Source organism: Dactylosporangium sp. CA-092794 (assembly GCF_050948465.1).
Taxonomy (GTDB): Bacteria; Actinomycetota; Actinomycetes; order Mycobacteriales; family Micromonosporaceae; genus Dactylosporangium.
The window spans coordinates 12,371,484-12,397,787 of record NZ_CP192044.1; the positions used below are offsets into that span (position 1 = coordinate 12,371,484).

At 71.7% G+C, this 26,304-nt stretch carries 26 protein-coding genes and 1 tRNA gene; 14 read left to right on the forward strand and 13 right to left on the reverse strand.

Features of this window, described 5'->3' with window-relative positions; all coding sequences use genetic code 11:
- The first annotated feature begins 39 nt into the window (after positions 1-39).
- Positions 40-249: a BldC family transcriptional regulator gene (locus ACQPXD_RS53645; RefSeq protein ID WP_033365012.1), complete on the forward strand. Its 210-nt coding sequence runs from the start codon at positions 40-42 to the stop codon at positions 247-249.
- Between the two features lie 120 nt (positions 250-369).
- Here ACQPXD_RS53645 and ACQPXD_RS53650 read toward each other — a convergent pair whose 3' ends face one another.
- Positions 370-759, reverse strand: a complete 390-nt coding sequence (locus ACQPXD_RS53650) for a PPOX class F420-dependent oxidoreductase (RefSeq protein ID WP_432832512.1) — start codon at positions 757-759, stop codon at positions 370-372.
- Positions 760-844: 85 nt separating this feature from the next.
- Between ACQPXD_RS53650 and ACQPXD_RS53655 the strand changes: the two genes are divergently transcribed.
- Complete coding sequence (locus ACQPXD_RS53655; RefSeq protein ID WP_432844302.1) at positions 845-1,543, forward strand: glycosyltransferase family 2 protein; 699 nt, start codon at positions 845-847, stop codon at positions 1,541-1,543.
- Positions 1,544-1,560: 17 nt separating this feature from the next.
- A complete protein-coding gene (soxR, locus tag ACQPXD_RS53660; RefSeq protein ID WP_432844304.1) occupies positions 1,561-1,989 on the forward strand; it encodes a redox-sensitive transcriptional activator SoxR in 429 nt (142 codons plus the stop codon).
- Here the strand turns inward: soxR and ACQPXD_RS53665 are convergent.
- The gene (locus tag ACQPXD_RS53665; RefSeq protein WP_432832514.1) at positions 1,976-2,953 is read right to left on the reverse strand and encodes an NAD(P)H-quinone oxidoreductase; all 978 of its coding nucleotides are present in this window, start codon (positions 2,951-2,953) and stop codon (positions 1,976-1,978) included. The two genes, soxR and ACQPXD_RS53665, sit on opposite strands and share 14 nt — an antisense overlap.
- A 7-nt stretch (positions 2,954-2,960) precedes the next feature.
- The gene (locus ACQPXD_RS53670; RefSeq protein WP_432832516.1) at positions 2,961-3,485 is read right to left on the reverse strand and encodes a hypothetical protein; all 525 of its coding nucleotides are present in this window, start codon (positions 3,483-3,485) and stop codon (positions 2,961-2,963) included.
- 201 nt (positions 3,486-3,686) lie between these two features.
- On the opposite strand from ACQPXD_RS53670, the gene ACQPXD_RS53675 reads away from it, so the two are divergent.
- Positions 3,687-3,777: transfer RNA gene (locus tag ACQPXD_RS53675), tRNA-Ser, on the forward strand.
- A gap of 582 nt (positions 3,778-4,359) precedes the next feature.
- Here ACQPXD_RS53675 and ACQPXD_RS53680 read toward each other — a convergent pair.
- The 4 genes from ACQPXD_RS53680 to ACQPXD_RS53695 form a co-directional block, all read right to left on the reverse strand.
- Positions 4,360-4,710 (reverse strand): ribbon-helix-helix protein, CopG family, encoded by a 351-nt coding sequence (locus ACQPXD_RS53680; protein WP_432832518.1) that lies wholly within the window; start codon positions 4,708-4,710, stop codon positions 4,360-4,362.
- The gene (locus ACQPXD_RS53685) at positions 4,707-4,997 is read right to left on the reverse strand and encodes a hypothetical protein (RefSeq protein ID WP_432832520.1); all 291 of its coding nucleotides are present in this window, start codon (positions 4,995-4,997) and stop codon (positions 4,707-4,709) included. Before ACQPXD_RS53685 ends, ACQPXD_RS53680 begins: the two co-directional genes overlap by 4 nt.
- Positions 4,998-5,188: 191 nt before the next feature.
- Complete coding sequence (locus ACQPXD_RS53690; RefSeq protein WP_432832521.1) at positions 5,189-6,415, reverse strand: FAD-binding oxidoreductase; 1,227 nt, start codon at positions 6,413-6,415, stop codon at positions 5,189-5,191.
- A 117-nt stretch (positions 6,416-6,532) separates the two neighbouring features.
- Positions 6,533-7,498: an alpha/beta hydrolase family protein gene (locus ACQPXD_RS53695; RefSeq protein WP_432832523.1), complete on the reverse strand. Its 966-nt coding sequence runs from the start codon at positions 7,496-7,498 to the stop codon at positions 6,533-6,535.
- A 156-nt stretch (positions 7,499-7,654) separates the two neighbouring features.
- Between ACQPXD_RS53695 and ACQPXD_RS53700 the strand changes: the two genes are divergently transcribed.
- Positions 7,655-9,733: a S9 family peptidase gene (locus ACQPXD_RS53700; protein ID WP_432832525.1), complete on the forward strand. Its 2,079-nt coding sequence runs from the start codon at positions 7,655-7,657 to the stop codon at positions 9,731-9,733.
- Positions 9,734-10,536: 803 nt separating this feature from the next.
- Here ACQPXD_RS53700 and ACQPXD_RS53705 read toward each other — a convergent pair.
- Positions 10,537-11,046 carry a GNAT family N-acetyltransferase gene (locus ACQPXD_RS53705; RefSeq protein ID WP_432844306.1) on the reverse strand — a complete coding sequence of 170 codons (510 nt, stop codon included), beginning with the start codon at positions 11,044-11,046 and terminating at the stop codon, positions 10,537-10,539.
- 81 nt (positions 11,047-11,127) lie between these two features.
- Between ACQPXD_RS53705 and ACQPXD_RS53710 the strand changes: the two genes are divergently transcribed.
- From ACQPXD_RS53710 to ACQPXD_RS53740, 7 genes are all read left to right on the forward strand, one after another.
- Complete coding sequence (locus ACQPXD_RS53710; protein ID WP_432832527.1) at positions 11,128-11,373, forward strand: acyl carrier protein; 246 nt, start codon at positions 11,128-11,130, stop codon at positions 11,371-11,373.
- Positions 11,357-12,097: an SDR family NAD(P)-dependent oxidoreductase gene (locus ACQPXD_RS53715; protein ID WP_432832529.1), complete on the forward strand. Its 741-nt coding sequence runs from the start codon at positions 11,357-11,359 to the stop codon at positions 12,095-12,097. Before ACQPXD_RS53710 ends, ACQPXD_RS53715 begins: the two co-directional genes overlap by 17 nt.
- Positions 12,094-13,449: an AMP-binding protein gene (locus ACQPXD_RS53720; protein WP_432832531.1), complete on the forward strand. Its 1,356-nt coding sequence runs from the start codon at positions 12,094-12,096 to the stop codon at positions 13,447-13,449. The genes ACQPXD_RS53715 and ACQPXD_RS53720 overlap by 4 nt, the downstream gene beginning before the upstream one ends.
- Entirely contained in the window at positions 13,446-14,495 is a 1,050-nt protein-coding gene (locus tag ACQPXD_RS53725) for an acyl-protein synthetase (RefSeq protein WP_432832533.1), read from the forward strand. The genes ACQPXD_RS53720 and ACQPXD_RS53725 overlap by 4 nt, the downstream gene beginning before the upstream one ends.
- Positions 14,492-15,730 carry an acyl-CoA reductase gene (locus ACQPXD_RS53730; RefSeq protein WP_432832535.1) on the forward strand — a complete coding sequence of 413 codons (1,239 nt, stop codon included), beginning with the start codon at positions 14,492-14,494 and terminating at the stop codon, positions 15,728-15,730. The genes ACQPXD_RS53725 and ACQPXD_RS53730 overlap by 4 nt, the downstream gene beginning before the upstream one ends.
- On the forward strand, positions 15,727-16,674 hold the full coding sequence (locus tag ACQPXD_RS53735) for a glycosyltransferase family 2 protein (RefSeq protein WP_432832537.1): 948 nt from the start codon (positions 15,727-15,729) through the stop codon (positions 16,672-16,674). The genes ACQPXD_RS53730 and ACQPXD_RS53735 overlap by 4 nt, the downstream gene beginning before the upstream one ends.
- A gap of 77 nt (positions 16,675-16,751) precedes the next feature.
- On the forward strand, positions 16,752-16,982 hold the full coding sequence (locus tag ACQPXD_RS53740) for a ribbon-helix-helix domain-containing protein (RefSeq protein WP_432832539.1): 231 nt from the start codon (positions 16,752-16,754) through the stop codon (positions 16,980-16,982).
- A gap of 227 nt (positions 16,983-17,209) precedes the next feature.
- Here the strand turns inward: ACQPXD_RS53740 and ACQPXD_RS53745 are convergent, their stop codons facing one another.
- From ACQPXD_RS53745 to ACQPXD_RS53765, 5 genes are read right to left on the reverse strand one after another with little or no spacing between them, the layout of a single operon-like run.
- Complete coding sequence (locus ACQPXD_RS53745; RefSeq protein WP_432832541.1) at positions 17,210-17,611, reverse strand: GtrA family protein; 402 nt, start codon at positions 17,609-17,611, stop codon at positions 17,210-17,212.
- Positions 17,608-18,798: a dTDP-4-amino-4,6-dideoxygalactose transaminase gene (gene rffA, locus ACQPXD_RS53750; RefSeq protein ID WP_432832543.1), complete on the reverse strand. Its 1,191-nt coding sequence runs from the start codon at positions 18,796-18,798 to the stop codon at positions 17,608-17,610. The genes ACQPXD_RS53745 and rffA overlap by 4 nt, the downstream gene beginning before the upstream one ends.
- A gap of 20 nt (positions 18,799-18,818) precedes the next feature.
- Complete coding sequence (locus tag ACQPXD_RS53755; RefSeq protein WP_432832545.1) at positions 18,819-21,134, reverse strand: hypothetical protein; 2,316 nt, start codon at positions 21,132-21,134, stop codon at positions 18,819-18,821.
- Positions 21,094-21,969, reverse strand: a complete 876-nt coding sequence (locus ACQPXD_RS53760) for a MaoC/PaaZ C-terminal domain-containing protein (RefSeq protein ID WP_432832547.1) — start codon at positions 21,967-21,969, stop codon at positions 21,094-21,096. Before ACQPXD_RS53760 ends, ACQPXD_RS53755 begins: the two co-directional genes overlap by 41 nt.
- Positions 21,970-21,971: 2 nt before the next feature.
- Entirely contained in the window at positions 21,972-23,288 is a 1,317-nt protein-coding gene (locus ACQPXD_RS53765; protein WP_432832549.1) for a 3-oxoacyl-ACP reductase, read from the reverse strand.
- Between the two features lie 93 nt (positions 23,289-23,381).
- Here ACQPXD_RS53765 and ACQPXD_RS53770 point away from each other — a divergent pair, with 93 nt between their 5' ends.
- Together ACQPXD_RS53770 and ACQPXD_RS53775 are read left to right on the forward strand one after the other, a co-directional pair.
- On the forward strand, positions 23,382-24,668 hold the full coding sequence (locus ACQPXD_RS53770; RefSeq protein ID WP_432832551.1) for an acetyl-CoA C-acetyltransferase: 1,287 nt from the start codon (positions 23,382-23,384) through the stop codon (positions 24,666-24,668).
- A 29-nt stretch (positions 24,669-24,697) separates the two neighbouring features.
- Positions 24,698-26,287, forward strand: a complete 1,590-nt coding sequence (locus ACQPXD_RS53775; RefSeq protein ID WP_432832553.1) for a hypothetical protein — start codon at positions 24,698-24,700, stop codon at positions 26,285-26,287.
- Positions 26,288-26,304: the final 17 nt, after the last annotated feature.

The window sequence follows — 26,304 nt, forward strand, 5'->3', positions numbered from 1 at the left end:
CCCGTCCGGCGTTCCTGGGTACCTGTGGAGGAGTGACCGATGCCATCTCGCACGCACGAGCCTGAGCCGTTGCTAACGCCGGCTGAGGTTGCGTCGATGTTCCGCGTCGACCCGAAAACCGTCACCCGCTGGGCGAAGGCGGGCAAGCTGAGCGCCATTCGCACGCTCGGCGGTCACCGACGCTACCGCGAATCCGAGGTGCGGGCCCTGCTCCAGGGCCAAATTCCCCAGCAACGCCAAGGCGACTGACGCAGACACTAGCGCGCCAGCCCGCCCGGCGCCAAACGACACGCTTCTTTCCGCGACGCGCTCGGATCGTCACCCCCCGGTGGTCCGAGCGCGTCGCTTTTTGTTGGCGTGGCAGGGTGTTCAGGCCAGCGTGATGCGGATCCCGACGGTGGCATCCGCGCCCCGGCGCAGGACGCTCCCCCACACGAACAGCCGGCCGCGCAGGCCGTACTTGCGCTTGATCAGCTCGCGCGCCGCGGCGCCGCCCTCGGGGCCGAGCAGCGTCGCCCGGGCCGGCACCGCCTCGCCCTTCGGCACACCGCGCACGTTGCACGCGGCCACCGTCACCGCGCCGTCGCGGCGGATCCGCTTGACCTTGCCGGAATCACCCACGGTCCACACCATCAGCGCATCACCGTCGCGCACGGCCCACACCGGCGTGGGTACCGGTGTGCCGTCCCGGCGGAACGTGGTCACCAGCAGGTACTGTTCCTCGCCCAACTGCTCCACGGTGGCGGGAGTGTTCGTCATAGAGCACACCGTACGCAGCGGCGGGTCACACGCGCGGGTGACGGGGAGCTAATCTGATGGTCCAGCCCGAGCCCCGGAGATCATGTTGAAGCTATCGATCCTGATGCCGGTCTACAACGAGGAAGAGCGCGTCGCTGACGCGGTCAAGCAGGCGCTCGACGTGGACTACCCGACCGACATCGAGCTCGTGATCGTCGACGACGGCAGCCGTGACCGCACGGCCGAGATCCTCGCCGGCATTCACGATGACCGGCTGCGTGTGATCGTCCACCAGCGCAACCAGGGCAAGGGCGCCGCCATCCGCACCGCGGTGGAGAACGCGGCCGGCGACTACATGGTCATCCTGGATGCCGATCTCGAATACGACCCCCAGGACATCCCGCGACTGCTGGAGCCGGTGCTCGACGGCCGCGCCACGGTCGTCTACGGCAACCGCACGTTCGGCAGCCACAGCTCGTTCTCGTACTGGTACGTGATGGGCAACAGGGCGGTCACCACCGCGGCCAACATGCTCTACAACTGCTACCTCGGCGACCTCGAGACGTGCTTCAAGCTCATGCCCGTGTCGCTGTACCGCTCGCTGCAGATCCGCTCGGCCGGCTTCGGCATGGAGGCCGAGGTGACCGGCAAGCTGCTGCGCAACCGCCACCGCCCGTTCGAGGTCCCGATCAGCTACCGCGCCCGCACCCGCGAAGAGGGCAAGAAGATCACCTGGAAGGACGGCGTCGAGGCGTTGTGGATCCTGTCCCGCGAACGCGTCCGCAAGCCGTCCACCCCGGCCTGACCGCCCGCCGACCCGAGCTGCTCACCATCGGCGAGCTGTCGGCCCGCAGCGGCGTCGCCCCGTCGGCGCTGCGCTTCTACGAGCGGCTCGGCCTTATCCACGCGACCCGCACCACCGGCAACCAGCGCCGCTACGAGCGCACGGAGCTGCGGCGGGTCGCGTTCATCCGGATCTCCGCCCAGGTCGGCGTGCCGCTGGAGACCATCAAGGAGGCCCTGGCCTCCCTGCCGGCCGGCCGCACGCCGACCAAGGCCGACTGGGCCCGCCTCTCCGCCGGCTGGCGGACCCACCTCGACGAGCAGATCACGCTGCTCGAGCGCCTGCGCGACACGCTCACCGACTGCATCGGCTGCGGCTGCCTGTCGCTCAAGACCTGCCGGCTGGCCAACACCGACGACCGCCTGGCCGCGAAGGGCCAGGGCCCGGTGATCCTCACCCGCCCGTAGCCCCCGCCGCCCCCGTCGTCAGCAGGATCTTCCCGAAGTGCTCGTTGGACTCGAGCAGCCGGTGCGCCTCGGCGGCGTCCTGCATCGCGAACCGCGAGTCCACCACGGGCCGGATCATCCCCTCCTCGATCAGCGGCCACACCTCTTCCCGGACCCCGCGGATGATCGCCGCTTTCTCCTCGTCCGCCCGCGCCCGCAGCGTCGTGCCGGCCACCAGCGCCCGCTTGGTCAACAGCGCCCCGACGTCGAGCTCACCGCGCCGCCCACCCTGCAGGCCGATCACCACGAGCCGCCCGCCGACCTTCAGCGCCGACACGTTCCGCGCGAGGTAGCTCCCGCCCATGATGTCGAGGATCACGTCGGCCTCGACGGAGTCGCTGAAGTCCTCGACCGTGTAGTCGATCACCCGATCCGCCCCGAGCTCCAGCAGCCGATCCCGCTTCGCCGCCCGCGCGGTCGCCACGACGGTCGCCCCGAGCGCCTTGCCCAGCTGCACGGCAAAGGTGCCGATGCCGCTCCCCCCACCGTGCACGAGCAGCGTCTCCCCCGGCTTCAGCCGCGCCAGGTCCACGACGTTGGAGAAGACGGTCGCCGCCACCTCGGGCAGCGCCGCCGCGTCGACGACGGTAGTTTTCGCCGCCACCGGCAGCACCTGCCCGGCCGGCGCCACGACCAGCTCGGCGTAGCCGCCGCCCCCGATGAGCGCGCAAACCTCCTGTCCGACCCGCCAGCCGTGCACCCCATCCCCCAGCGCACGGATACGCCCGGACACCTCCATTCCCGGGTACGGCGGAGCCCCCGCCGGCGGCGGGTAGTGCCCTTGCCGCTGCAGCGCATCGGCCCGGTTCAGCCCGGCCGCCGCCACCTCGATCAGCACCTCACCGGCGGCGGGGGCCGGGTCGGGAACTTCGGTCCACTGCAGTACTTCTGGCCCACCGGGCTGCGTGATCGTGATCGCATACACGGCTCCATCATCGTCCCTCCCACCACGCCCGCCACTGCCGGTCGCGGTGTCTGTGTTGCCACCCTCTTCGCCCGTCCGCAGGCTCCTCCGCCGGCTCCTCGCTCGGCTCCATGCCCGGCCCCATGCTCGGCTCCTCGCTCGGCTCCGCGGTCGGCTGCGTCTCTTGGGTCGGCGGCTCCGTTGTTGGCGGCGTGTTCACCGCCTCAACCTCCTTGGCGGCTTTTGCCTTTTTAGCTGTGGTACGACGGGAGCCGTCGAAATCCAGCACCGGAACGGGCCCGGCCGGCACGGTCCCGTACGCCAGCGACCCGCTGTTGTCTATCTGCGGCGTCGGGACCGGTATGGCCACGCCCAGGTCGGCGGTCGCGGGCGGCGGCGGCGCGGAGCCGTGGTCGTAGCCGACGCTGCCGACGAACACTCCGAGGGCGGCGACGCCGACCCCGCCGACGACAAGCCCGACCAACGGCCCCGGCTCGACCCGCCGATGCCTGGTGACGTACGCCACCCGAGGATCGTTGAAGAAGAGGTGCATCAGTCCATTCCCCTCGCCGCCGGACCGTTGCCTTGAGTCTGCGCAGCTCAGCGCCCTGATGCGGACATTTCCGGCACCATGTCCGGCAAAGTCATCACCCAGCGTTCGCCCACCCGGCCACGCGACGCCCCCGAACGACGTCCCTCACGTGGGCGACAACCCCACCGCCGGAGGGATCTGGCAAACTAGGCGTCGTTCGTTGGAGGGCTCGCCTAGTGGCCGATGGCGCCGGTCTTGAAAACCGGTGAGGCGTTCCGCGTCTCCGTGGGTTCGAATCCCACGCCCTCCGCCAAAGATCAGCAAGAATGCCCGTCAGCAGCGGGAACACAAGTCAGCCCTCGCTTGGCCTAACGACCGGCTATCTGCTGGCCCCGCGAGCTAGGTGGCTTGCCGACGCAGGGACATAAGGTGTTGCGGCTCCGCTCGACGCGGCCTCGCGAGTCCGGGTCCGAAACGGCACGTATCGAGCGGTCCTTCAAAACGCTGAGGACGAAATCACAGATCAGACGGCGAGTCGCGACCTTCGTGACTTGGTATCTGCCGGCTTTGCTAGAGGCGCGCGTCCGTTGGCGTCGCAACCCGCCGGCTGGCCGGGCGCCTGCGCTCGAGCTGGGTCGGCGATGTGGCCTTGGCCGGCGCGGTGCAGCGACCGGAAGTCTCCGCGATCATGCTGTACCCGCCGCCGACACCAATGGTTTTTCATGATCGCGGAAGGAATAGGTACACCCGCGTACCACAAGTCTCCGTGATCATGAGAAACCCGGGCGCAGCCGGTGTGTGGGTCATGATCACGGAGACATACGTCCGCGTCGGTGGCCCGGGTAAGACTGCCTTATGGCCAGGGCGGGGGTTGTGCCGCGTTGCGCGTCGCAAGTCAGGGTCGGTGAGAGGGTCGGGCGGGCGCTGCGGGTAGCGGCAATCGCTTGGCTTGTGCGGCTTCCCCCTGGTGCCGTTCCAGGTACTCCTCGACCGCGGCCCGGATGATGCCGGATCGGCCGGCCCGGTCGCGGCCGGCGGCGATGTCCAGCCTCGCGACCATGTCGCTGGACATCTTCACCGTCACAACCCGCTCGACCGCCTCGTCGGTCGGGTCGACCTGGACGAACGTCCCGGACGGGCTCGACGGCTTCGCCCATTCGCGCCACGGCGTGATGTCGTCGGCCTCCAGCAGCCAGTTTGCGATCTCGTCCCTGCTCATTCGGTCGAAGTCCGGCGTCGCGGTCATCGCTGATCTCCCCTCTGCTTCCACTGCTCACCATCGATGGCGCTCGCAACCCGGGCGTTGTGCACCCGCCAGACGAACGAGTCGTCGTTGCGCACCAGCAACACCCGGACGAGCATCAGGGCGTCCGTCTCGGCCGCCACGAGCAGCAGCAGGTCGCTGTGCGCCCGCAACTGCCGCCGCTCGTCGCGGTCCAGGGCCTCGGCGACGTCGGCCACGGTCAGGCCGTCACGCAAGGTCGCCGGCGGACTTTCGTCCGGCTGCGGCATCCGCCACTGCAGCTCGCTCACCGGAGCAGCGTATTACCGGTAATACCCTGACAGCGGACAACCGCCGAACAAAGCCGAACAAATGCGTACCCGGGCCGCTTCGCGATGACGGCGGCAGGCACCCCCGCGCAGGTGCACGAGCGTCCCGCAGGCCACTCGTGCACCGCTCAAGCGGCGGCGGTGGCGTGCTCCCGGGGCGGGCCGGGGCGGGGTCAGGACAGGTCGGGGGCGCGGCCCGGGGACAGGCGGTCCTCGGGGTCCAGGGCGAGCTTGAGCCGGGCCGCCGCGGGCGGCAGCGGCTCGGGGTCGTGGCCGGTGAGCAGCTCGCGCAGCTCCAGCGGGGCGCGCAGCAGCGTGCAGCCACCGCCGCCGCGGGCGATGAGCACGGTGCGGGCGGCGGTCAGCATGCCGTCGAGGCGCTCGGGGGAGACCGTGGCAGGCAGCGACGCGTGCGCCACGCCCAGCCCGACCGAGCCGCGCACCGGCACCGGCAGTCCGGCCGCGTCGCGCAGCGCGTAGACGGCGGCGAACAGCTCGCTCGGCCGGCCCCACACCTTCAGCGCCACGTCGTCGGCGTCGAACGGGTAGCGGCCCCACCAGGCCGGCGGCAGCTGCTCGACCGCGGCGCCGCCGCCGAGCAGCTTCGCCGCCGACTCGGCCCGGGCCGTAGCGGTCGCGCGGTCCCCCTCGAACAGCGCGGCCAGCTCGGCTGGGCGGCCGCCCGCGCCGCCGGGCAGGTCGGCCTCGATCGCGACCGGCTCGAGCGGCGAGGCGACCATCGCCTCGGTCAGCTGCTGCACCTCGCGCGGGGTCGACACCGGCCGCACCACCCAGGCCCGGGCGGCGGGCAGCGGCTGCAGGCGCACCGTCGCCTCGGTGATCACGCCGAGCGTGCCGTAGGAGCCGCAGACGTGCCGGGCCAGGTCGTAGCCGTCGACGGTCTGCTCCAGGCTGCCCTCGTCGAGCGCCACCCGCACGCCGGTCACCAGGTCGCGCGGGGTGCCGAAGCGGTGCCGCAGCGGGCCGGCCTCGTTGGTGGCGAGCACCCCGCCGAGGGTCGCGGCCGGAGACCCGACGTCGACCGCGAGCCGGCGGCCCTCCCTGAGCAGATACGCCCGGAGGGCCCGCAGCGGCGTGCCGGCCGCGACGGTGGCGGTCATCGCGTCGGCGTCGTAGTCGAGCACGCCGGTGAGCCGCCCGACGTCGAGCAGAATGTCGGCGTGGGTCGGCGGCAAGCCCCAGTCGAGCTTGGTGCCGGCCCCGGTCGCCACGACGGACAGGCCCTCGGCGGCGGCGAACCGCAGCACGCTCGCCACCTCGTCGGCGCCGCGCGGCTCGGCGACCCAGCCGACGGGCACGCCGTCGACCGTGTCGGCCGGCCCCGCCTCCCACACGTGGTCGGGGCCACACGCATCGGCCAACGCCTCGATCACCGTCACCGCTCTCCCGCTTCCCTGAATCGTCAAATCGGCCATGGATGCCGTGGGGAAGGTCGGTCGATGGGATCGCGGTTCCCATGACGCTTTCGAACATGCGTTCGAGAGCTTATGCGTTCGTCACTGCAGCCGCAAGGCCTGCTTGAGGAAGGCCGCCCGATCGGCGGTCGCGGCCGGGAATCCGGCCAGGTCATGGCCGGTGTCGTAGTCCTTGCGCTGCTTCGCGCCGGCGACCGCGGCGGTGAGCTCGGCCCGCTCCGCCTCCGGTACCACGGTGTCCTGCTTGCCGAACTGCAGCAGCACGGAGCGCTTGCCGCCGGCCGCGGCATACGGCCCGGCGTCGAAGCGGGCGAGCGAGTCGAGGTAGGCGTGCCAGTCCGCCGGCACCTTCTGCTTGACCATCCAGCGGGAGAATCGGCTGGTACCGGAGGCCAGGACGGCGGCGGTGATCCGGCTCTCCAGGCCGAGCAGGACCGCGCCGAGCGCCGCCCCGGAGTGGTGCCCGGCGTAGCCCACGCGCGAGCCGTCGCAGTCGCTGCGCCGGATGAGCAGGTCGAACGCGCGGCGCTGGGCGACCACGGCGTTGGCGAGGACCTTGGCGTCGGCGGACGGGTCGCCGGTCGGCTTGATCGGCAGGCTGGGCACCATCACCAGGGCGTGCGTGCGGGCGATGGCCATCGCCTCCTGCAGCAGCGTGTCGCGGTTGCCGTCGGGGCCGGTGCCGAAGACCACGGCGGGCATCCGCAGGGCGTCGCCGGGAATGTCGGCGCTGACCACGTACGCCGCGAGCGAGTCGTTGCCGCGCGCGTCGGAATACGTGATGTCCTCGAGGATGACGCCGTCGCCGGTGCGCTTGTCGGTGAGCTGCGCGTTGAGCGAGGAGCCCTTGTCGTAGTTGAAGAGCTTCTTGAGCTCGCTCAGGGCGACCGCGGCCGGGACGTACCCCGAGGGGTCGAACGTCGACGCGACCTGAGGATCGGCGCTCGGCGGACGGGAACCCGCCGCCGAGGAGCCGCTCCCCGTGCCTGGTGTCGTCGTCGACCCCTCGGAGCACGCCTGGACCAGCATTGCTGCCAGCCCGGTCACCCCAATGTGCAACACCCCACGACGCCGCACCGGCATCCCTCCGTGGTCTCGCCCGAACTTCGAGACCCTGACGGTATCCGGCGTCGCTCTCTCCTGATGGACAGACCGTCGAACGACGCGCGTGGTTGCGTTCCGAACGGGGTAACGTCTGAACGTGTGACGACCGAGCAGCCGCCCACCGCCAAGCGCGTCCCGCACGAGCGGGTCCACCACGGCGACACCGTGGTCGACGAGTATTTCTGGCTCCAGAACAAGGACGATCCAGACACGATCGCCTATCTGAAGGCCGAGAACACGTTCACCAACGCCGCCACCGCGCACCTGGAGCAGTTGCGCGAGACGCTCTTCAACGAAACGAAGACGCGGACGAAGGAGACCGACCTTTCGGTCCCCACGCGCAAGGGCGGCTATTGGTACTACACCAGGACCGAAGCCGGCAAGCAGTACGGCATCCACTGCCGCGTCGCGGCCACCGGCGGCAGCGCCACCCCGCCCGACATCGGCGACGGCACCCCGCTGCCGGGCGAGGAGATCCTGCTCGACGGCAACGAGCTGGCCGGCGACTCGGAGTTCTTCGCGCTGGGCACGTTCGACCTGAGCGTCGACGGCCACCTGCTCGCCTACAGCACCGACTTCTCCGGCGACGAGCGCTTCACGCTGCGGGTCAAGGACCTGCGCACCGGCGAGGTGCTGCCCGACGTGATCGAGGACGCCTTCTACGGCTCCGCCTGGTCGGCCGACGGCTCGACGCTGTTCTACCTGACGGTCGACGAGGCGTGGCGGCCGTACCGGGTCTGGCGGCACACGATCGGCACTCCGGCCGCCGCCGACGTGATCGTGCACGAGGAGCCCGACGAGCGTTTCTGGGTCGGCGTCGAGCTGACCCGCTCCGAGCGCTTCGTGCTCGTCGACATCAACAGCAAGGTCACCAGCGAGGTCCTGGTCATTCCCGCCGACGCCCCGACGACCCCGCCGCGCGCCATCGCCGCCCGCCGCCAGGGCGTGGAGTACTCGGTGGAGCACCACGGCCACCGGTTCCTGATCCTGCACAACGACGGCGCGGAGGACTTCGCCCTGTCGTACACCTCGGTCGACAACCCCGGCGACTGGACCACCCTGATCGAGCACGTGCCCGGCACCCGCCTGCTGCAGGTCGACGCCTTCGCGGGGCACCTGGTCGTCTCCCTGCGCCGCGACGGCCTCACCGGCCTGCGGGTCGTGCCGCTCCACGGGGCCGCGCCCTACGACATCGCCTTCCCCGAGCCGCTGTACTCCGTGAGCCCCGAGGCCAACCTGGAGTACGACACCACGTCCTTCCGGCTGAGCTACGTCTCGCTGGTGACGCCGGACTCGGTGTACGACTGCAACCTGGACAGCGGCGAACTGACCTTGCGCAAGCAGAAGCCCGTGCTGGGCGACTTCGACCCGTCCCGCTACGAGCAGCACCGCGAGTGGGCCATCGCCGACGACGGCACCCGCGTCCCCATTTCCATCGTCGCCCGCACCGGTACTCCGCGCGATGGCTCCGCCCCCGCGGTCATCTACGGCTACGGCTCCTACGAGGCGTCGATGGACCCCTGGTTCTCGATCCCAAGGCTTTCGTTGCTGGACCGCGGCGTGGTCTTCGCCATCGCCCACATCCGCGGCGGCGGCGAGATGGGCCGCCGCTGGTACGACGAAGGCAAGATGCTGTCGAAGAAGAACACCTTCACCGACTTCGTCGCCTGCGCCGAGCACCTGGTCAAGGCCGGCTGGACCGCCGCCGACCGCTTGATCGCCCGCGGCGGCTCGGCCGGCGGCCTGCTGATGGGCGCGGTGGCCAACCTGGCCCCCACCGCCTTCGGCGGCGTCGTCGCCCAGGTCCCGTTCGTCGACGCCCTGGACACGATCCTCGACCCGTCGCTCCCGCTCACGGTCACCGAGTGGGAGGAGTGGGGCAACCCGCTGGAGGATCCGGAGGTGTACGCCTACATGAAGTCGTACACCCCGTACGAGAACCTGGCGGCGGTGCAGTACCCGGCAATCCTGGCGGTCACGAGCCTCAACGACACCAGAGTCCTGTTCCACGAGCCGGCCAAGTGGGTGGCCCGCCTGCGCGCCCTGTCCCCCACGACGGACGTCCTGCTGAAGACCGAAATGGAAGCCGGACACGGCGGCCGCAGCGGCCGCTACGACGCCTGGCGCGAGGAGGCCTTCATCACCGCCTGGATCTTGGACAAGGCCGGCAAGGCCTAACCTCAGCCACGGTTGTCCACAGCCTGGGGATAACAGGCTGTGGACAACACGCCGAACCCTGTGGATAACCCCAGGCCAGGGCGTAACGACCCCAATCCACACAGGCATTACCCACAGCCTGTGGATAACTTTGTTCAACTGTGTGCGGTGCCCGCCACCTCGGTGGGCCGTTCCGGGACGCTCCCGCCGGCCCCAAACGTTAACGAGCATGTCGATCCGCCCGACCGAACTGCACTGGCCTCGATGGATCAAGCGGCAGCCGGCGGCTGGGCGTCGCTGGCCGCCGGCGTCCCTGGGCGGCGCGGCAAGGCGGGCGTTGCAGATGTCTCGCCCGTCGGGTCCCAGCATCCGATCAGTGCGGCCGGGGCGGACGTTTGTCTCCGTGATCATGATGCCCGCAGTGGCCGCACCACGGGTTTGCCATGATCCCGGAGACTTGTGGTACACGGGTGTACATCACCACTCCGTGATCATGAAAAACCGTTGGTGTCGGCGGTGGGTGCGGCATGATCGCGGAGACTTCTGGTCGCTGCGCTGTGCTCCGCGGCGTCCAGCGCCGGCCGTGTGGGCCTGATCGCGGATCGCGCTCACCGTGGGCAGCCTGGACGCGGAGGCCGGGCAGCGTGGTCGCGAGGTCGTCGGCGCGGTGCGAGTCGCCGCTGAGCACGTACGCGAACCGGTGCAGCGCCGGTAGCCGCGCGATGACGTACTCGACGTACTCGTCGTCGGTCGCTGCGTCGCCCATACGTGCCCTTTCCGTCGCGCCGGGAAACCGTCCTCCCTCAGACGGGTACGGCCGGCGGTCAGGTTGTACGCGTCTTCTCCGTCCACACCACGAGCTCGTCGCGGCCGTCGATTTGAGTGGTGTACCGGCGCTCGGGCACCTCGACGAAGCCGAAGCGGCGGTGCAGGGCGAGCACGGGCTCGTTCCAGGCCAGGGTGCGGCCGCCGAACGAGCGCAGGGCCAGCTCGCCGAAGGCGTGGGCGATGGCCGCCTTCTCCAGCTCCATCCAGGCCGGCAGCAGCTCGCCGCGCTCCTGCAGGCCGTCGACGTCGAGGAAGAAGCCCCATTCGGCGGTACCGGCGGCCGGATCGTGGTCGTTGAAGGTTACGACGCCGCAGTCGTGGCCGCGGTACCCGAACATCAGGACCCGCCGCGCGGGATCCGCCTGCACCGCGGTCCACCAGCGGGCATGGCCTTCCGGCGTGATGTATGCCGTCCAGATGCTCGCGCCGCGGGTCTTGGGATGGTTGCGCCAGCGGCGGATGGTCTCGACGTCGGACTCGCGGGCCTCGCGCAGCACCCCGGACACCCCTAGGTCGTTGAACGACAGGACGAACCGTACAACTCGCGCACGACCCACCGGGATGCGCCACCACCCGAAGGACCGCCGATGAGCAACCTCGACCGACTCCGCGCCGCCTTCCGCACGGCGCTGGGCCTGCCGGAGGACCTCGACGTCGACCGGCTGGAGTACCGCGGCATCGAGCAGTGGGACTCCCTGGCGCACCTGACCCTGATCGCCGAGATCGAGGACGCCTTCGACGTCATGATCGACACCGACGAGGTCATCGACCTGAGCTCCTTCGGCAAGGCCGTCGAGATCCTCGGGAAGCACGACGTTGCGCTCGCCGGCTGACGGCCCACGGGTCGCGCTGGTCACCGGCTCCTCCCGCGGCATCGGCCGGGCCGTGGCCGCGGCGCTCGCCGCCGACGGCTACGCGCTCGCCCTGCACGGGCGCGAGGAGGGCTCCGCCAAGGCCGCCGCCGCGGAGATCCCCGGCGACCACCTGCTCGTGCACGGCGACGTGAGCCGCCCCGAGGAGGTGGCGGCGATGGTCCGGGCGGTCTTCGAGCGGCACCGCCGCCTCGACGCCCTGGTCGTCAACGCCGGCATCCACGCGGCCGGGCCGCTGGGCCTGATGGGCGCGGAGACGGTCGAGCGGCTGTTCGCGGTGAACGCCGCCGGCGCCGCGCACACCTTGCAGGCCGCCGCCAGGCTGCTGCGCCGCGGCGCCGATCCGGCCGTCGTGCTGGTCTCCTCCGTCATGGGGACGGCCGGCGCCGCCGGTCAGGCGGTGTACGGCGCGTCGAAGGCCGCGGTGGCCGGCCTCGCCCGGGCCGCGGCCAAGGAACTCGGGCCGGCCGGGATCCGGGTGAACGCGGTCGCGCCCGGGTTCATCGCCACGGACCTGCTGGACTCGCTGGACGAGGCGGGGCGAGCCGAGCGGGTCGCGGCGACGCCGCTGCGCCGGCTGGGCACCCCCGAGGACGTCGCCGACGTCGTGGCGTTCCTGCTGTCGCAGCGCGCCCGCTTCGTGACGGGCCAGGTCCTGGCCGTGGACGGCGGGGTGATCGTGTGACGCGGCTGATTCGCCCAGGAGCGCGGCTCGTCGACGCCGAAACCGGCCGGATCAGCGACGATCCGGTGCGCCCCGAGATCTACGACGGCGTGCCGCAAGGCGTGGTCTTCCTGCGCGCGACCACCACGGTGGAGGCCGTCAAGCAATACCTCACGGCGTTCGAGACCGGCCGCCCGCTCGCCCTCCTCGACCCCGGCCTGCCCGACGACACGCTCGCCGACCTGGTCGAACGGTATGAGCCCGCCGCCGTCCTCGGGCCCGCGCCGGAGGCCGGGCTCAAGGGGTACCACCGCCAAAGCGACCATCGCTGGATCCGCGAAACGCCGCCGGAGACCGCCCCGCACCCCGACCTGGCCGTGCTGCTGGCCACGTCGGGCTCCACCGGCGACCCGAAGCTGGTCCGCCTGTCGCGCCGGGCGGTCCTGGCCAACACCGCGGCGATCATCGAGGCGCTCGGCATCACCGCCGCGGACGTGGCGATCAGCGCCCTGCCGTTCTACTACAGCTACGGCATGTCGGTGCTCAACACGCACCTCGCCGCCGGGGCCACGTTCGTCGTCGAGGCGGGCGGGCTGCTCGGCCGCGGCTTCTGGAGCGCGGTGGACCGCCACGGGGTGACGACGCTGTCGCTGGTGCCTTCGCAGTACGACATGCTGCTCCGCCTGCGCTTCGACCCGGCCCGCCACCCGGCGCTGCGCACGCTCACGCAGGCCGGCGGCCGGCTGCGCCCCGAGCTGGTGCGCGAGTTCCACGGCCGGATGGCGGCGGCCGGCGGGCGGCTGTTCGTGATGTACGGCCAGACCGAGGCGGGCCCGCGGCTCACCACCCTGCCCGCGGAGCGGCTCGCGGACAAGCCCGGCTCGGTCGGCCCGGCCGTCCCGGGCGGGACGCTCGGCATCCGGCTCGAGGACGGCACCGAGACCACCGAGCCGGGCGTGCGCGGCGAGGTTCTCTACCGCGGCCCCAACGTCATGCTCGGCTACGCCGAGACCGCCGCCGACCTGGCCCGCGGCGACGACCAGGGCGGCCTGCTGGTCACCGGCGACCTCGGCCACCTCGACGCCGACGGGTACCTCTTCCTCGACGGCCGCCGCAAGCGCTTCGGCAAGGTCTCCGGCGTGCGGCTCAACCTCGACGACCTCGAGCGCCTGCTGCCCGGGCCGGCCGCCGCGGTGGCCGGCGACGACCGCGTGCTCGTGTTCGTGACCGAGGGCGACCCGGCCGAGCTGCGCCGCACGCTGGCCGCCCGGCTGCGGCTGCACTGGTCCGGCCTGGAGGTGCGCCCGATCGAGGCGCTGCCGCTGCTGCGCAACGGCAAGATCGACTATCGGGCGCTGGAGGAACCGCGATGAGCGTCTTCACGATGTCCACGCCGGAACGCGAGGCACGGCTGCTGCCCCGGCTCATCGAGCTGACCGAGCGGCACCGGGCGCGCGGCGCGGCCTACGCCAACATTCTCGCCGCCACCGGCCACGCCCCCGGACGCATTTATCGGGACACCGCCGAACTGCCCTGGCTACCGGTGCGGCTGTTCAAGACCCACGAGCTCAAAAGCATTCCGGACGAGGCGGTCTTCAAGGTCCTCACCTCCAGCGGCACGACGGGCGCGGTCAGCCGGATCTATCTGGATCGCGAGGCCGCCGCCGCGCAGACCCGCATGCTCGGCCGCACCCTGCAGACCGTGCTCGGCCCGCGCCGCCTGCCGATGCTGGTCATCGACAGCACCGCGATCATCAAGAACCGCCGCTCGTTCAGCGCCCGCGGCGCCGGCGTGCTGGGCATGGCCACCTTCGGCCGGGACCACGTGTGGGCCCTGGACGAGCACGACCGCCCCGACCTCGCGGCCATCCAGCGTTTCCTCGCCGCGCACGGCGCCCGCCCATTCCTGATTTTCGGATTCACGTTCATGATTTGGCGGTACTTGTACGAGCTCGCGAAATCCCATGCCCTGGACCTCAGCAACGGAATTCTGGTCCACTCGGGCGGCTGGAAGAAGCTCGAGGCCGAACGGGTCGGCAACGCGGAGTTCCGCCGCGCATTCCGCGCCGACACGGGCCTCACCCGTATCCACAATTTCTACGGCATGGTCGAACAGATCGGCGTCGTCTACCTCGAGGGCCCGGACGGCGACTCCCTGTACTGCCCGGACTTCGCCGACATCGTCATCCGCGACCCGGACACCTTGGCGCCCTTGCCCCCGGGCCGCCCCGGCCTGGTCGAGGTGCTCAGCACGCTCCCCGAGTCCTACCCGGGTCACATCTTGCTGACCGAGGACCTCGGCGTGGTGCACGGCATCGACGACGGCGCCTGGCCGGGCAAGCGCTTCTCGATTCTGGGCCGCCTGCCGCGCGCCGAGGCCCGCGGCTGCAGCGACACCTTCGTCGGAGCCGCTATATGACGACCTTCTCGGTCAAATTTCCGCATTTTTCCGCATCCATCGGCCTGCGGGATCTGGTCGACGAGGTTGGTGCGGAGCCGCCCGGCGGGCGGCTGACCGTCGGCGACGCGCGGATCCGGGACTTCCTCGCCGAGTTTTCCCGCCGCCTGCTGCGCCCCGACCTGGCCCGCCGCCACCCCGAGCTCGGCTCGCTCGGCTTCTTCCTGCGCAAGGGCGAGCTGACCCGGGCCGTGGCCCGCCTCGGCGACGGCGCGGCCGGCCGGCGCCGGGCCCCGCGCGGCCTGGTCCTGCACTTCCCGCCGGCCAACGTCGACACGATCTTCGTCTACTCGTGGGCGCTGTCCGCGCTGGCCGGCAACCACAACATCGTGCGCATCTCCCAGCGCTCCGCGGGCGCCGCCGAGGCCGTGCTGGAGGCGCTCAACAACGCGCTCGCCGGGGCCGATCCCGCGGTCGCCCAGACGCAGCGAATGGTGACGTACCCCCGCGATGATGACCTGACCGCCGCGCTCACCGCCGCCTGCGACCTCCGCGTGCTATGGGGTGGCGACGAGTCGGTCACCGCGCTGCGCCGGCACCCGCTGCGCCCGCTCGCCCGCGAGCTGGCGTTTCCGGACCGCTCGTCCTTCGCCGCGATCTCGGTCGAGGGCTGGCGGGCGGCGAGCCCGCACCAGCGCCGGACGGCGGTGGCCGGGCTCGCCAACGATCTCTTCTGGTTCGACCAGGCCGCCTGCTCGTCCCCGCGCACCCTGTGCTGGGTCGGCGACCCCGACGCGGTCCGTGCGGCCAGGGCCGAGTTCACCGGCCTGCTCGCCCAGGAGGTGGCGGCCCGCGGCCAGACGGTCGACCCGGCGATGGCCATGGAGAAGTACGTGGCCACGTACGGCCTGGCCGCCACCGGCGCCGCCACCCGCGTGACCTTCGCCGGCACCGCCCTCGCCGAGGTCGACCTGGCCGGCGTCGCGGAGCTGCAGCGCGGCTGGCTGGGCGCCGGCACCGTCTGCCACGTGACCGTCCCGTCGCTGGCCGAGCTGGCCGTGGCGATCCGGCGCAAGGACCAGACCCTGAGCCACTTCGGCTTCGCCCAGGCCGACCTCGACGACTTCGTCACCGCGCTCGCCGGCCGCGGCCTGGACCGCATCGTCCCCTTCGGCCAGGCCCTCACCTTCGCCGGCGTCTGGGACGGCCTCGACCTGCTGCACGAGTTCACCCGCATCATCACGATCGCCGCGTGAGGAGTACCGCGAAGGTGTCAATCTCCGTCGTCGTCCCCTGCTACCGCTCGGCGGCCGTCCTCCCGCGCCTGGTCGACCGCCTGAACGCCGTGCTGCCCGCCATCCACCCGCACCACGAGGTGATCCTGGTCGTCGACAGCACCGACGAGACCTGGGACACCGCCCGCGCCCTGGCCGCCCGCCACGACCACGTCCAGGCGATCCGCATGGCCCGCAACTACGGCCAGCACAACGCCCTGATCGCCGGCATCCGCGCAGCCTCGTTCGAGCGCATCATCACCATGGACGACGACCTGCAGCACCCGCCGGAGGAACTGCCCAAACTCGTGGCCGCCCTCACCGACGACCTCGACGTGGTCTACGCCGTCCCGGAGTCCGACGAGCACGGCCCGCTGCGCAACCTGACCTCCTGGGCCGCGAAGAACCTCGTCATGGGCCGCACCATGGGCGTCCCCAACGCCGACGTACTGGGCGCGCTGCGCATCTTCCGCACGTTCCTGCGGGCCGGCTTCGACCAGGTCAGCGGCCCGCACGTGTCGGTCGACATCGTGCTGTCCTGGACCACGACCCGGGTCGGCTCGGTCGTGGTCCGCATGGACCAGCGCACCGAGGGCCGCTCGGGCTTCACCTTGCGCTCCCTGATCAAGCACGCGATCAACATGATCCTCGGCTACTCGGTCAAGCCCCTACGCCTGGTGACGTACGTCGGCTTCCTCATCGGCGTCGCCGGCGTCCTGCTCACCGCCCGCCTGGTCTGGCTCTACTTCACCGGCGACACGAAGGTGGCCGGCTTCACGACACTGGCGTCGCTGGTCACCATCTTCTCGTCGGCCCAGATGATCGGCATCGGCGTGCTCGGCGAGTACCTGGGCCGCGTCCACGCCCACGGCATGGGCCGCCCCACCTACGTAGTCCGCGAGCACTACGTCAAGAGCGAGGGCTGAGCTCTCGAGGCGCCCGTGAACACACCGTGGACGCAGGAACAGGAAAGCGCGACCATTGTCCGGTGGTTACGACAACGGTGACGCTGCCGGACGAATTGCTCGCCGACCTCAAGCAGGTCGCGGAGGCCGAACACCGCTCGGTCGACGCGACCATCGTCGCTGCCATCGCGCAGTACGTACAGGCACACGACAAGTGGGTCGCCGTGCAGGCCATCGCCGCCGAGGTTTCCGCCCGGCACGGTGATCTCCTGGACCGGCTTGGAGGCGGATGGCGTCAACGCCGGCCGGGCGGACGAATGTCTCCGTGATCATGGTGCCCGCGGTGGGCGCGACACGGGTTTTTCATGATCCCGGAGACTTGCGGTACTCGGGTGTACATCAGCACTCCGTGATCATGAAAAACCGTTGGTGTCGGTGGCGGGTGCGGCATGATCGCGGAGACTTCTGGTCGCAGCGCTGTGCTCCGCGGTGTGCAGCGTCCGCCGTGGGCGCCGGGACGCGCAGGCCGGACCGGATCAATGGCCTGCAAGCGACTTCAGCGCCGGAAGGCCCAGAGTTTGCTGAGTTGGTAGTTGATCAGTGGGGCGGTGACGATCAGCAGGGCCTGGGCGAGCAGGACCGGCACGTGGGCGAGTTCGACCAGCGGCGGCAGGCCGGCGTAGGTGAAGACCAAGGCCCACAGGCAGATCGCATAGAACTTCAGGAAGCCGGGCACGATCGGGCCCGTCGACCGGAAGACCCAGCGGCGCTGCAGCGGATAGGTGGCGATGGCGCAGCCCAGGTTGGCCAGGACCGGCACGGCCAGGTAGTGCAGGTGGTGGCGGGTGGTCAGGTAGATCGCGGCGAACAACGCGTAGTAGACGGCGGACGAGACGCCGCCGACCAGGACGTAGCGGACGCGGCGGTCGGTGAGGGCCCGCGCCACGGTTGTCGTCACGAGGGGCAGGCCAGCGGCGGGCGCGGGGCGCGGCGGACCGGGTGGTAGGACTCGACCGCGGCGATGACCAGGTCGATGTCGGCGTCCCGCATGCCGGCGTACAGGGGCAGGCGCAGCAGCCGGTCGGCGACATCCTCGGTCACCGGGCAGCCCGCTGGGGCGGTCCGGCCGAATTTCTCCCCGGCGGGGGCCAGGTGCAGCGGCTGGTAGTGGAAGGTGCCGAGCACGCCCTGCTCCAGCAGGTGCGACAGCATCGCCGAGCGGGTGGCCAGGTCGGGCAGCAGCAGGTAGTACAGATGCGCGGGATGGCTGCGGTCCTCGGGGACCGTGGGCTGGATCACGCCGTGCTCGACCGCCCAGGTGGCCAGCCGGCGGTGGTAGCTGTTCCACACGTGCATGCGCCGGCGCTGGATCTCCGCGAAGTGCTCCAGCTGGGCGGTCAGGAAGGCGGCGAGCAGGTCCGACGGGAGGTAGGACGAGCCGAGGTCCATCCAGCGGTACTTGTCCACCATGCCGCGGAAGAACTGCCCGCGGTTCGTTCCCTTCTCCCGGATGATCTCGGCCCGGTCGTGGAAGCGGTCGTCGTTGAGGACCAGGGCGCCGCCCTCGCCGCAGTGCACGTTCTTCGTCTCGTGGAAGCTCTGGGTGGCCAGCGCGCCGATCGAGCCGAGGTTGCGGCCGCGGTAGGTGCCGCCCAGGCCGTGCGCGTTGTCCTCGATGACGACGAGGTTGTGCCGGCGGGCGATCGCGGTGATCGCGTCCATCTCCGCGGCCACGCCGGCGTAGTGCACGACCACGATCGCCCGGGTGCGTTCGGTGACCGCGGCCTCGACCAGCCGCTCGTCGAGGTTGAGGGTGTCGGGGCGGCAGTCGACGAAGACCGGGACCGCGCCGCGCAGGGCGTAGGCGTTGGCGGTGGAGCAGAAGGTGAACGACGGCACGATGACCTCGTCGCCGGGGCCCAGGTCGAGCAGCAGCGCGGTCATGTCCAGGGCGTGCGTGCAGGAGGTCGTGAGCAGCGCGTGCGGTGCGCCGATGATCTGGGTGAGCAGCCGGCTCGCGCGCTTGGTGAACGGGCCGTCGCCGGTCATCGGGCCGCCGGTCATCGCCTGCTGCATGTACCCGGTCTCGGCCCCGGTCAGGAAGCCCTGGTTGAACGGGACGGCGAGTTGCTTCGTGGCTTTCACTGGCGGGCGCCTACCTCACGTCAGGAACGGGGCAGCTCGTACACCACGCAGGCCCCCGAGCGGTAGCGAAACCGCGCAAAGGCCGCAAGTCGTGGCGAAACGCTGCTCTGCGTCTCATCAACGAACAGCCACCGGACTCGGTAGCGATCGCGAAGAACCCGCACGTTCTCGGCGGTCGGGCCGGCGAACACGGCGTCGTTGGCGGCCAGCACCTCCGGCTTCCAGTAGGGCACCGCGCCGACCCAGACACCGCGCCGGGCGGCCTCCTCGTGCGCGGTCGTGGCGAAGCCCCAGCCCTCGACGAGCATCCGCCGCTCGGAGTACGCCGTCATCGAGAAGTGCAGGTCGCTGCACTCGCCCTGGAAGATCAGGCAGTGGGCGTTGGTCGCGACCAGGTCGTCGGGGTCGGAGTGCTCGCGCAGCCAGCGGCCCGCCTCCAGGGTGCCTGGCGAGATGTACCGCGGTTCGCGCACCACGTCGCGCCAGCCGCCCTGCCGCGATTCCTGGGCGATGAGCAGGAAGTGCTGGGCCGAGGTGTTGAGCCCGAAGCCCGCCAGCAGAGCGATGACCAGCGCCGGCGCGCTAACATCACGCAATATCATGAAATGTCGGATATGTCCGTCACGGAGTGGCGGACATATCCGGTGAAACACCACCGTGGCGATCGCGGCTACCAGGATGAGCGCAACGTACGGCAACACGAGATCGGCGGTCAGGTTCGGCGAGGACCTGGGGATGTCGTGCCGGCCCGCCGTCTGCAGGGCCTGGATCAGGATCACGCCGAGCACGGCGGTGCCCAGCAGCACGGCAGCCCGGCGCGCCGTCATCGGGCCCGGCAGCAAGGCGGACAGGCCGGCGATCGCGGCGATGCTGAGGTACGGCCGGGCCGACTCCAGAAAGTACCGCTGGCTGTCGCCGTCCTGGCCGAGCAGCAGCGTCGCCGCCGCGCCCGCGGCGCCCAGGCCCAGCATCACCACCAGCTCCGGCGCGAGCGGGCGGCGCCGGGTCAGCCCGGCCAGGCCCGCCCAGATGGCGGCCCAGCACAGCACGGTGAGGATGGCGAGGACGAGCAGGCGCCACGGTACCCGGCCGGTGGTGTACCCGGTGGTCACGCCGATGCCGCCGGTCGCCACGTCGGTCAGCGGGGCGAACGCGGTGCCCTGGCTGCTGCCGCCGAAGAGCACCAGCTGGGCCACGGCGGCCGCGAGGGCGGTGGCCAGCAGGGCCGCCAGCGCCGGGCGGTGCCAGCGGCGGCGGCGCACCAGCTCGACCGCGACCAGCAGGGCCAGGCCGGCGGCCAGCAGCGGCAGGAACGTCGCCTTGGCGCCCATGACGCCGGCGAGCAGCAACCCGAAGAGCGCCCAGCGGCGCCGGTCGCCCCGGCCGTGCAGCAGGTCGACGAGGACGAGCATCAGCGGCACGAAGAGCAGGGCGCCGAAGGTCTGGGTCGGGCCGCTCCACACCGTCTGGCGCAGCGTGGCGCCGTCGTCCAGGCCGCTGAACGCGGTGTCCCGGTAGAAGGCGTTGAGCTGCCACTGGTACGGGTTGGGCGCGAGCACCAGCAGGGTGAGCCCGGCGGCCGCGGGCCCGGTCCACCAGCCGCCGGTCACCCGGCGCGCGAGCAGCGCCACGAGCAGCGGGAACACCATCAGCATCGGCAGCATCGACAGGCGCAGCAGCAGCACGTTGGCCTCGATGCCGGTGACCCAGCCGGTGGCGGCCAGCTCCGGGTAGACGAACCAGTGGTACAGCAGCGGCTCGCCCTCGATCCAGGGCACCCGCATCGGCATGTGATGGCGGGCCTCGCCGACCAGCGCCAGGTGGAACGTCGAGTCGGTGTCGGGCGAGGCGTTGGCGGGATACGTCAGGCCGTACACCCGATAGAACTTGACGCTCCAGACCAGCGTCAGCCCGGCGAGCACGGTCACCGCCCACCGCCACGCCGCCGGCGGGCGTTCGGCGCCGGGGGCATTGCGGAAGTACCGGCGCAGGCTCTTGAACCCGGCGAACGCCGCCACGGTGCCGATGGGCCAGGCGAGCACGAGCAGCGGCGCGCCCGCCAGCCGGGCGAGGATGTAGCCGAACACCTCGCCGACATAGCCGACCACCAGGCCGGCGGCCGCGTCGGCGGCGAAGAGGCCCGGGCCGCCGCGCAGGAAGCGCCACCACAGCGTGCCGGGCAGGGCGACGCCCAGGGCGACGTAGAGCGCGAAGACCGCGGTGGTCAGGGGCGGGACGCGGTAGTACCACAGCACCGCGAATGCGGCGGCGACCAGCAGCGCGGGCCCCGCGAACTCAGTCCGCGCGATCGCCCTCGTCGGGGTCTGCACAGTCAAGGTCAACGATCGAGCCGGTCAGGTGGGGGCTGCCTGTCCTTCGATCGTGTACCGCGACGCCCCACCGCCCGCCACCGCCCCCGGCCGCGGCGGAGAACCCGACCGCGGCCGGCAGCAGGATCGGCCGCTTGAAGGCGACCCGCACGGTGTAGACATCGGGCAGCCGCCCCTCCAGCGCGGCGAGGCAGCGGGCCTTGGTCCACATGCCGTGCGCGATCGTCGAGCGGAAGCCGAACGCCCTGGCCAGCAGGCGGCTGGTGTGGATCGGGTTGCGGTCGCCCGAGACGCGGGCGTAGTCGGTCGCGGTGCGCCGGGGAACGCGCCAGACCGCGTTCGCCGCCACCGTCGCTTCGGATCTATCCGACGTATCGCCCGGATGGCCCTCGCGGCGCAGGTAGGTCGACCGCCCGCGCCAGGCCGGGACACCGTCGACCGAGGCGGTCGCGACCACGTCGAGCTGGGTGCCGCGCGGGTGCGGTCGCAGCGCCTCGGCGCGCACCGACAGCGACAGAGTGTCGGCGGCCCGCAGCGGGCGCAGCAGGTCGACGCGGTTCGCCACGTGCACCAGCCCGAGCGGCGGCAGCGGGAAGTCGGCGGCCGTCATCACCGCCATGGCCAGCGGAAACGCGAGCACGTGCGGATAGGTGGCGGGCAGCGCGTCGGCGAGCCGGAAGCCGCACACCCGGTCGTATTCGGCCAGGTGCGCCCGGTCGACGCTCACCCCGTCCAGCCGCAGCTCGCGGTCCGGCAGCGTGTCGCCGACCGAGCGGCGCAGCACGGCCGCGCGGTAGAGCGGACCCAGCTTCGGCGGGCGGTCCAGCACGGTCGTGCTCATCGTCAGGCCCCCAGCAGGCTCTGCCCGCAGACCCGCACGACGTTGCCGTTCACCCCGCCCGAGGCCGGGTTGGCCAGCCAGGCGATCGTCTCGGCCACGTCGACCGGCAGGCCGCCCTGCGCCATGCTGTTGAGCCGCCGGCCGCCCTCGCGCACGAACATCGGCATCGCCGCGGTCATCTTCGTCTCGATGAACCCGGGCGCCACCGCGTTGATCGTCAGGCCGTGCTCGGCGACCGCCCCGGCGGTGGCCTGGACCAGCCCGATCACGCCGGCCTTCGAGGTGGCGTAGTTGGTCTGGCCGCGGTTGCCGGCGATACCGGCGACGGAGGAGACCGACACGATCCGGCCGTCGCCGCCGAGCAGGTTCTCGGCGACCAGCACGTCGTTGATCCGCTCCTGGCTGGTGAGGTTGACCTCGAGCACGGAGGACCACTGCCCCTCGTCCATGCGCCCGAGCGTCTTGTCCCGGGTGATCCCGGCGTTGTGCACGAAGATGTCGGCGTGCACGTGCCGGGTCGCGATGAAGTCGGCGAGCCGGCGCGGTGCCTCCTCGGCGGTCAGGTCCAGCTGCAGCGCGGTGCCCTTGACCTCGTTGGCGACGGCGGCCAGCTCCTCGCCGGCGGCCGGCACGTCGAGGCAGACGGCGTGCGCGCCCTCGCGGGTGAGCACCCGGGCGATGGCCGCGCCGATGCCGCGGGCGGCGCCGGTGACGATCGCCGTCTTGCCGACCAGCGGCTGGTCCCAGTCGTCGGGCACGTCCACGGTGGCGGGCCCGATCCGGACGACCTGCCCGGAGACGTAGGCCGAGCGCCCCGACAGCAGGAACCGCAGGGTCGACTCGGTGGCCTCCTCGGCGCCCGGCGCGACGTAGACGAGCTGGGCGGTCGTGCCGCGGCCGGCCTCCTTGCCCAGCGAGCGCACGAACCCCTCGAGGGCGCGCTGCGCGGTGGCCTCCCGGGCGCTCGTGCACAGCTCGGGCGGGCTGCCCAGCACGACGATCCGGCCCGACGGGCGCAGCGAGCGAATTACCGGGTGAAAGAAGTCGTAGAGCTCCCGCAGCTGCGCGCTGCCCGTGATGCCGCTGGCGTCGAAGATCAGCGCGGCGCTGCGCTCGTCGGCCCCGGCCGCCGCCGGGGGCAGCTTGTCGAGGATCTGGCGGGTGGGATCGGCGAGCCGGCCCGACCCGCCGAGGGTGATCGGCCCGAACTCGGCGCCGGACTCGTACCGGCGCAGCTTTGGTGGATCCGGCAGGCCAAGTCGCTTGACGATGAACCGGCCCGCGCCCGAGTGGGCGAAGGCCGCGTAGCGATCGGTCATTTGTGGTGCCTCCCCAGTCACAACAAACGCGCTAACCTACTCGCGAGTAGGGTAACGCCAGGATGCCCTGTCGCGTCGATGAAGGAGACTCCGATGGCCCCCTCGAAAGCGACGGCTCGGGTAGCAGTCGTCGGCGGTAACCGCCTCCCCTTTGCGCGCTCGGGCAGTGCCTACGCCACTGCATCAAACCAGGACATGCTGACCACCGCCATAGACGGCCTCGTCGCGCGTTTCGGCCTGGCCGGGGAGCGGCTCGGCGAGGTCGCCGCCGGTGCGGTGCTCAAGCACAGCCGCGATTTCAACCTGACGCGGGAATCCGTGCTCGGATCGCGGCTCGACCCACGGACTCCGGCGTACGACGTGCAGCAGGCCTGCGGAACCGGTCTCGAGGCGGCGATCCTGGTCGCCAACAAGATCGCCCTCGGGCAGATCACCGTGGGCATCGCGGGCGGGGTCGACACCACCTCCGACGCTCCCCTCGGGGTGAACGACGACGCCCGGCGGATCATGATGGAGCTCAATCGGGCCCGATCGATCGGCGCCCGGCTGCGCGCGGTCAGCAAATTCCGGCCCACCCAGCTCAAGCCCGACGTCCCGCGCAACTCGGAGCCGCGCACCGGCCTGTCGATGGGCGAGTCGGCGGCCCGCACCGCCCTGGAGTTCGGCATCGGCCGCGAGGAGCAGGACGCGCTGGCGCTCGCCTCGCACCGACGCCTCGCCGCCGCCTACGACCGCGGCTTCTTCGACGACCTGGTCACGCCGTATCTCGGGCTGTCGCGCGACCAGAACCTGCGGCCGGACACCTCGGCGGAGAAGCTCGCCGCGCTCAAGCCGGTCTACGGCCGCGGCCCGCAGGCGACGATGACGGCCGGCAACTCGACCCCGCTGACCGACGGGGCGGCGGTCGTGCTGCTCGCCTCCGAGGCCTGGGCCAAGGCGCGCAGCCTGCCGATCCTGGCGTACTTCGACACCGCCGAGACCGGCGCGGTGGACTTCGTGCACGGCGGCGACGGGCTGCTCATGGCCCCGGCGTACGCAGTGCCCCGGATGCTCGCCCGCGAGGGGCTCACCCTGCAGGACTTCGACTACTACGAGATCCACGAGGCGTTCGCGTCGCAGGTGCTGGCCACGCTGAAGGCGTGGGAGGACCCGGCGTTCTGCAAGGACCGGCTGGGTCTGGACGAGCCGCTCGGCGCGATCGACCGGGACCGGCTCAACGTCAACGGCTCGTCGCTGGCGGCCGGCCACCCGTTCGCCGCGACCGGCGGGCGGATCCTCGCCACGCTGGCCAAGCTGCTGGCCCAGCGGGGCTCCGGCCGGGGATTGATCTCGATCTGTGCGGCCGGCGGTCAGGGGGTGACCGCGATCCTGTCGCGCTGAAAGCGGCCGCGACCCATATGGTGGGGTGCATGACCATCCAGCCCACGATGCTGCGCCCCGCGGCACCGCGCCCCGCCTGGCAAGTGGTCCTCGGCCTGGTGCTGCCACTCCCCGCCCTCATCCTGCTGATCACCTCCTACGTCGAGCCCCTCTTCTGGACGATCCGCACCTCGTTCCGCCGCTTCACCGGCATCCGCGGCCTGACGGCGCAGGGCCCGGGCTCCTCGGTCGGCTTCGACAACTACCGGCGCGCGTTCGACGACGGGCTGGGCGGGGCGCTGGGCTACGCGCTCGGCCTGGCCGTCGCCCCGCTGCTGATCGTGCTGCTGCTCGCGCCGGCGCTGGCGTGGGCGGCCCACTCCTCGGGCCGGGTCGTGCGCTGGATCGCCCGCGGCGCCCTGGTCGTGCCGCTGGCCGCGTTCTCGCCGTTCGGCATCGCCGTGGCCGCCGTGTTCGCCGGCCGCGGCGAGCGGTGGGCCTACTGGCTGGGCACCGCCGGCGTCTTCGCGGCCATAGCGGCGCTGGTGTATCTGGCCGCGTTCCGCACCAACCGCAGCCCGTGGCCGGGCGTGATCATCGCCGGCGGCCTCGCGGTGCTCGGCGTGTTCGCCGTGGTGCTGCAGGAGTTCACGTTCGCCTGGGCCGGCCGCTACCAGGCGCGGGATTCGGCCGGTACTCCCGCCCTGCTCAGCTACGAGCACGCGTTCGTGCGGGCCGACATGGGCACCGGCGCGGCGATCTCGACCGTGGTCCTGGTGCCCGTGCTACTGCTCGGCCTGGCCGCGACCCTGATCGCGATCGTCACCGGGCTGCGCCTGCAGGTGCGCTCCGACGTCGCCGAGACCCCGCCACCGTGGCGCGCCGTCGCGGCCGTCGTCGCCGGCGTGCTGCTGCTGATCGTGCTCGGCGACACCATCGCCGGGCTGTGGCCGTGGCTCTCCCGCCTGGGCGTCTCCCCCGCCCCCGGCACCCCGTCGACCTGGGTCAACACCTGGATCCCGCCGCTGCTGTCCACGCTGGTCGGCGTCACCGCGGCCGCCCTGGCCGCCTTCGGCATCAGCGGCCTGCGCCCGCTCGGCCGGCGCAGCGAGTGGCTGCTGCTGCCGTTCGGGCTGTTCCTGTTCGTCGGCACCGCCCCGCTGGCCCTGCGCGCCTTCGCCGCCGGCGCCACCGCCGGGCGGCTGGACACGTTCCTCGCGCTGATCCCGCCGTCGCGGCTGGCCGTCCCGGCGCTGATCGTGCTCGCCCTGCTGTTCCGCGGCCAGGCCCTGCGGCGCGAGGTGCTGCACCAGGAGAACCGGCCGGCGCCGTGGAGCTCGCTCGTGCTGCCCGCGCTGCCGATGCTCGGCCTGGCCTACGTCGCCACCTGGGTCGTGCAGGCGCAGGACCTCATCTGGCCGCTGATCACCTCGTCGGGGCACCACCCGACGGCGCAGTACGCCATCCTGACGATCCTCACCGAGTACTTCGACGTCGACCACGCGCCCTACGGCAGCCTGCTGCCGATCCCGCTGCTCATCCTCCTGCTGCTGCTCGGCGTGGCCGCCCAGCTGTTCTACCTGGACCGGGTGGCGCTGCAGTCCGGCCTGCCCGAACGCGACCACCCGCCGCGCACGTAACCCGGCGTGGGCAGAAT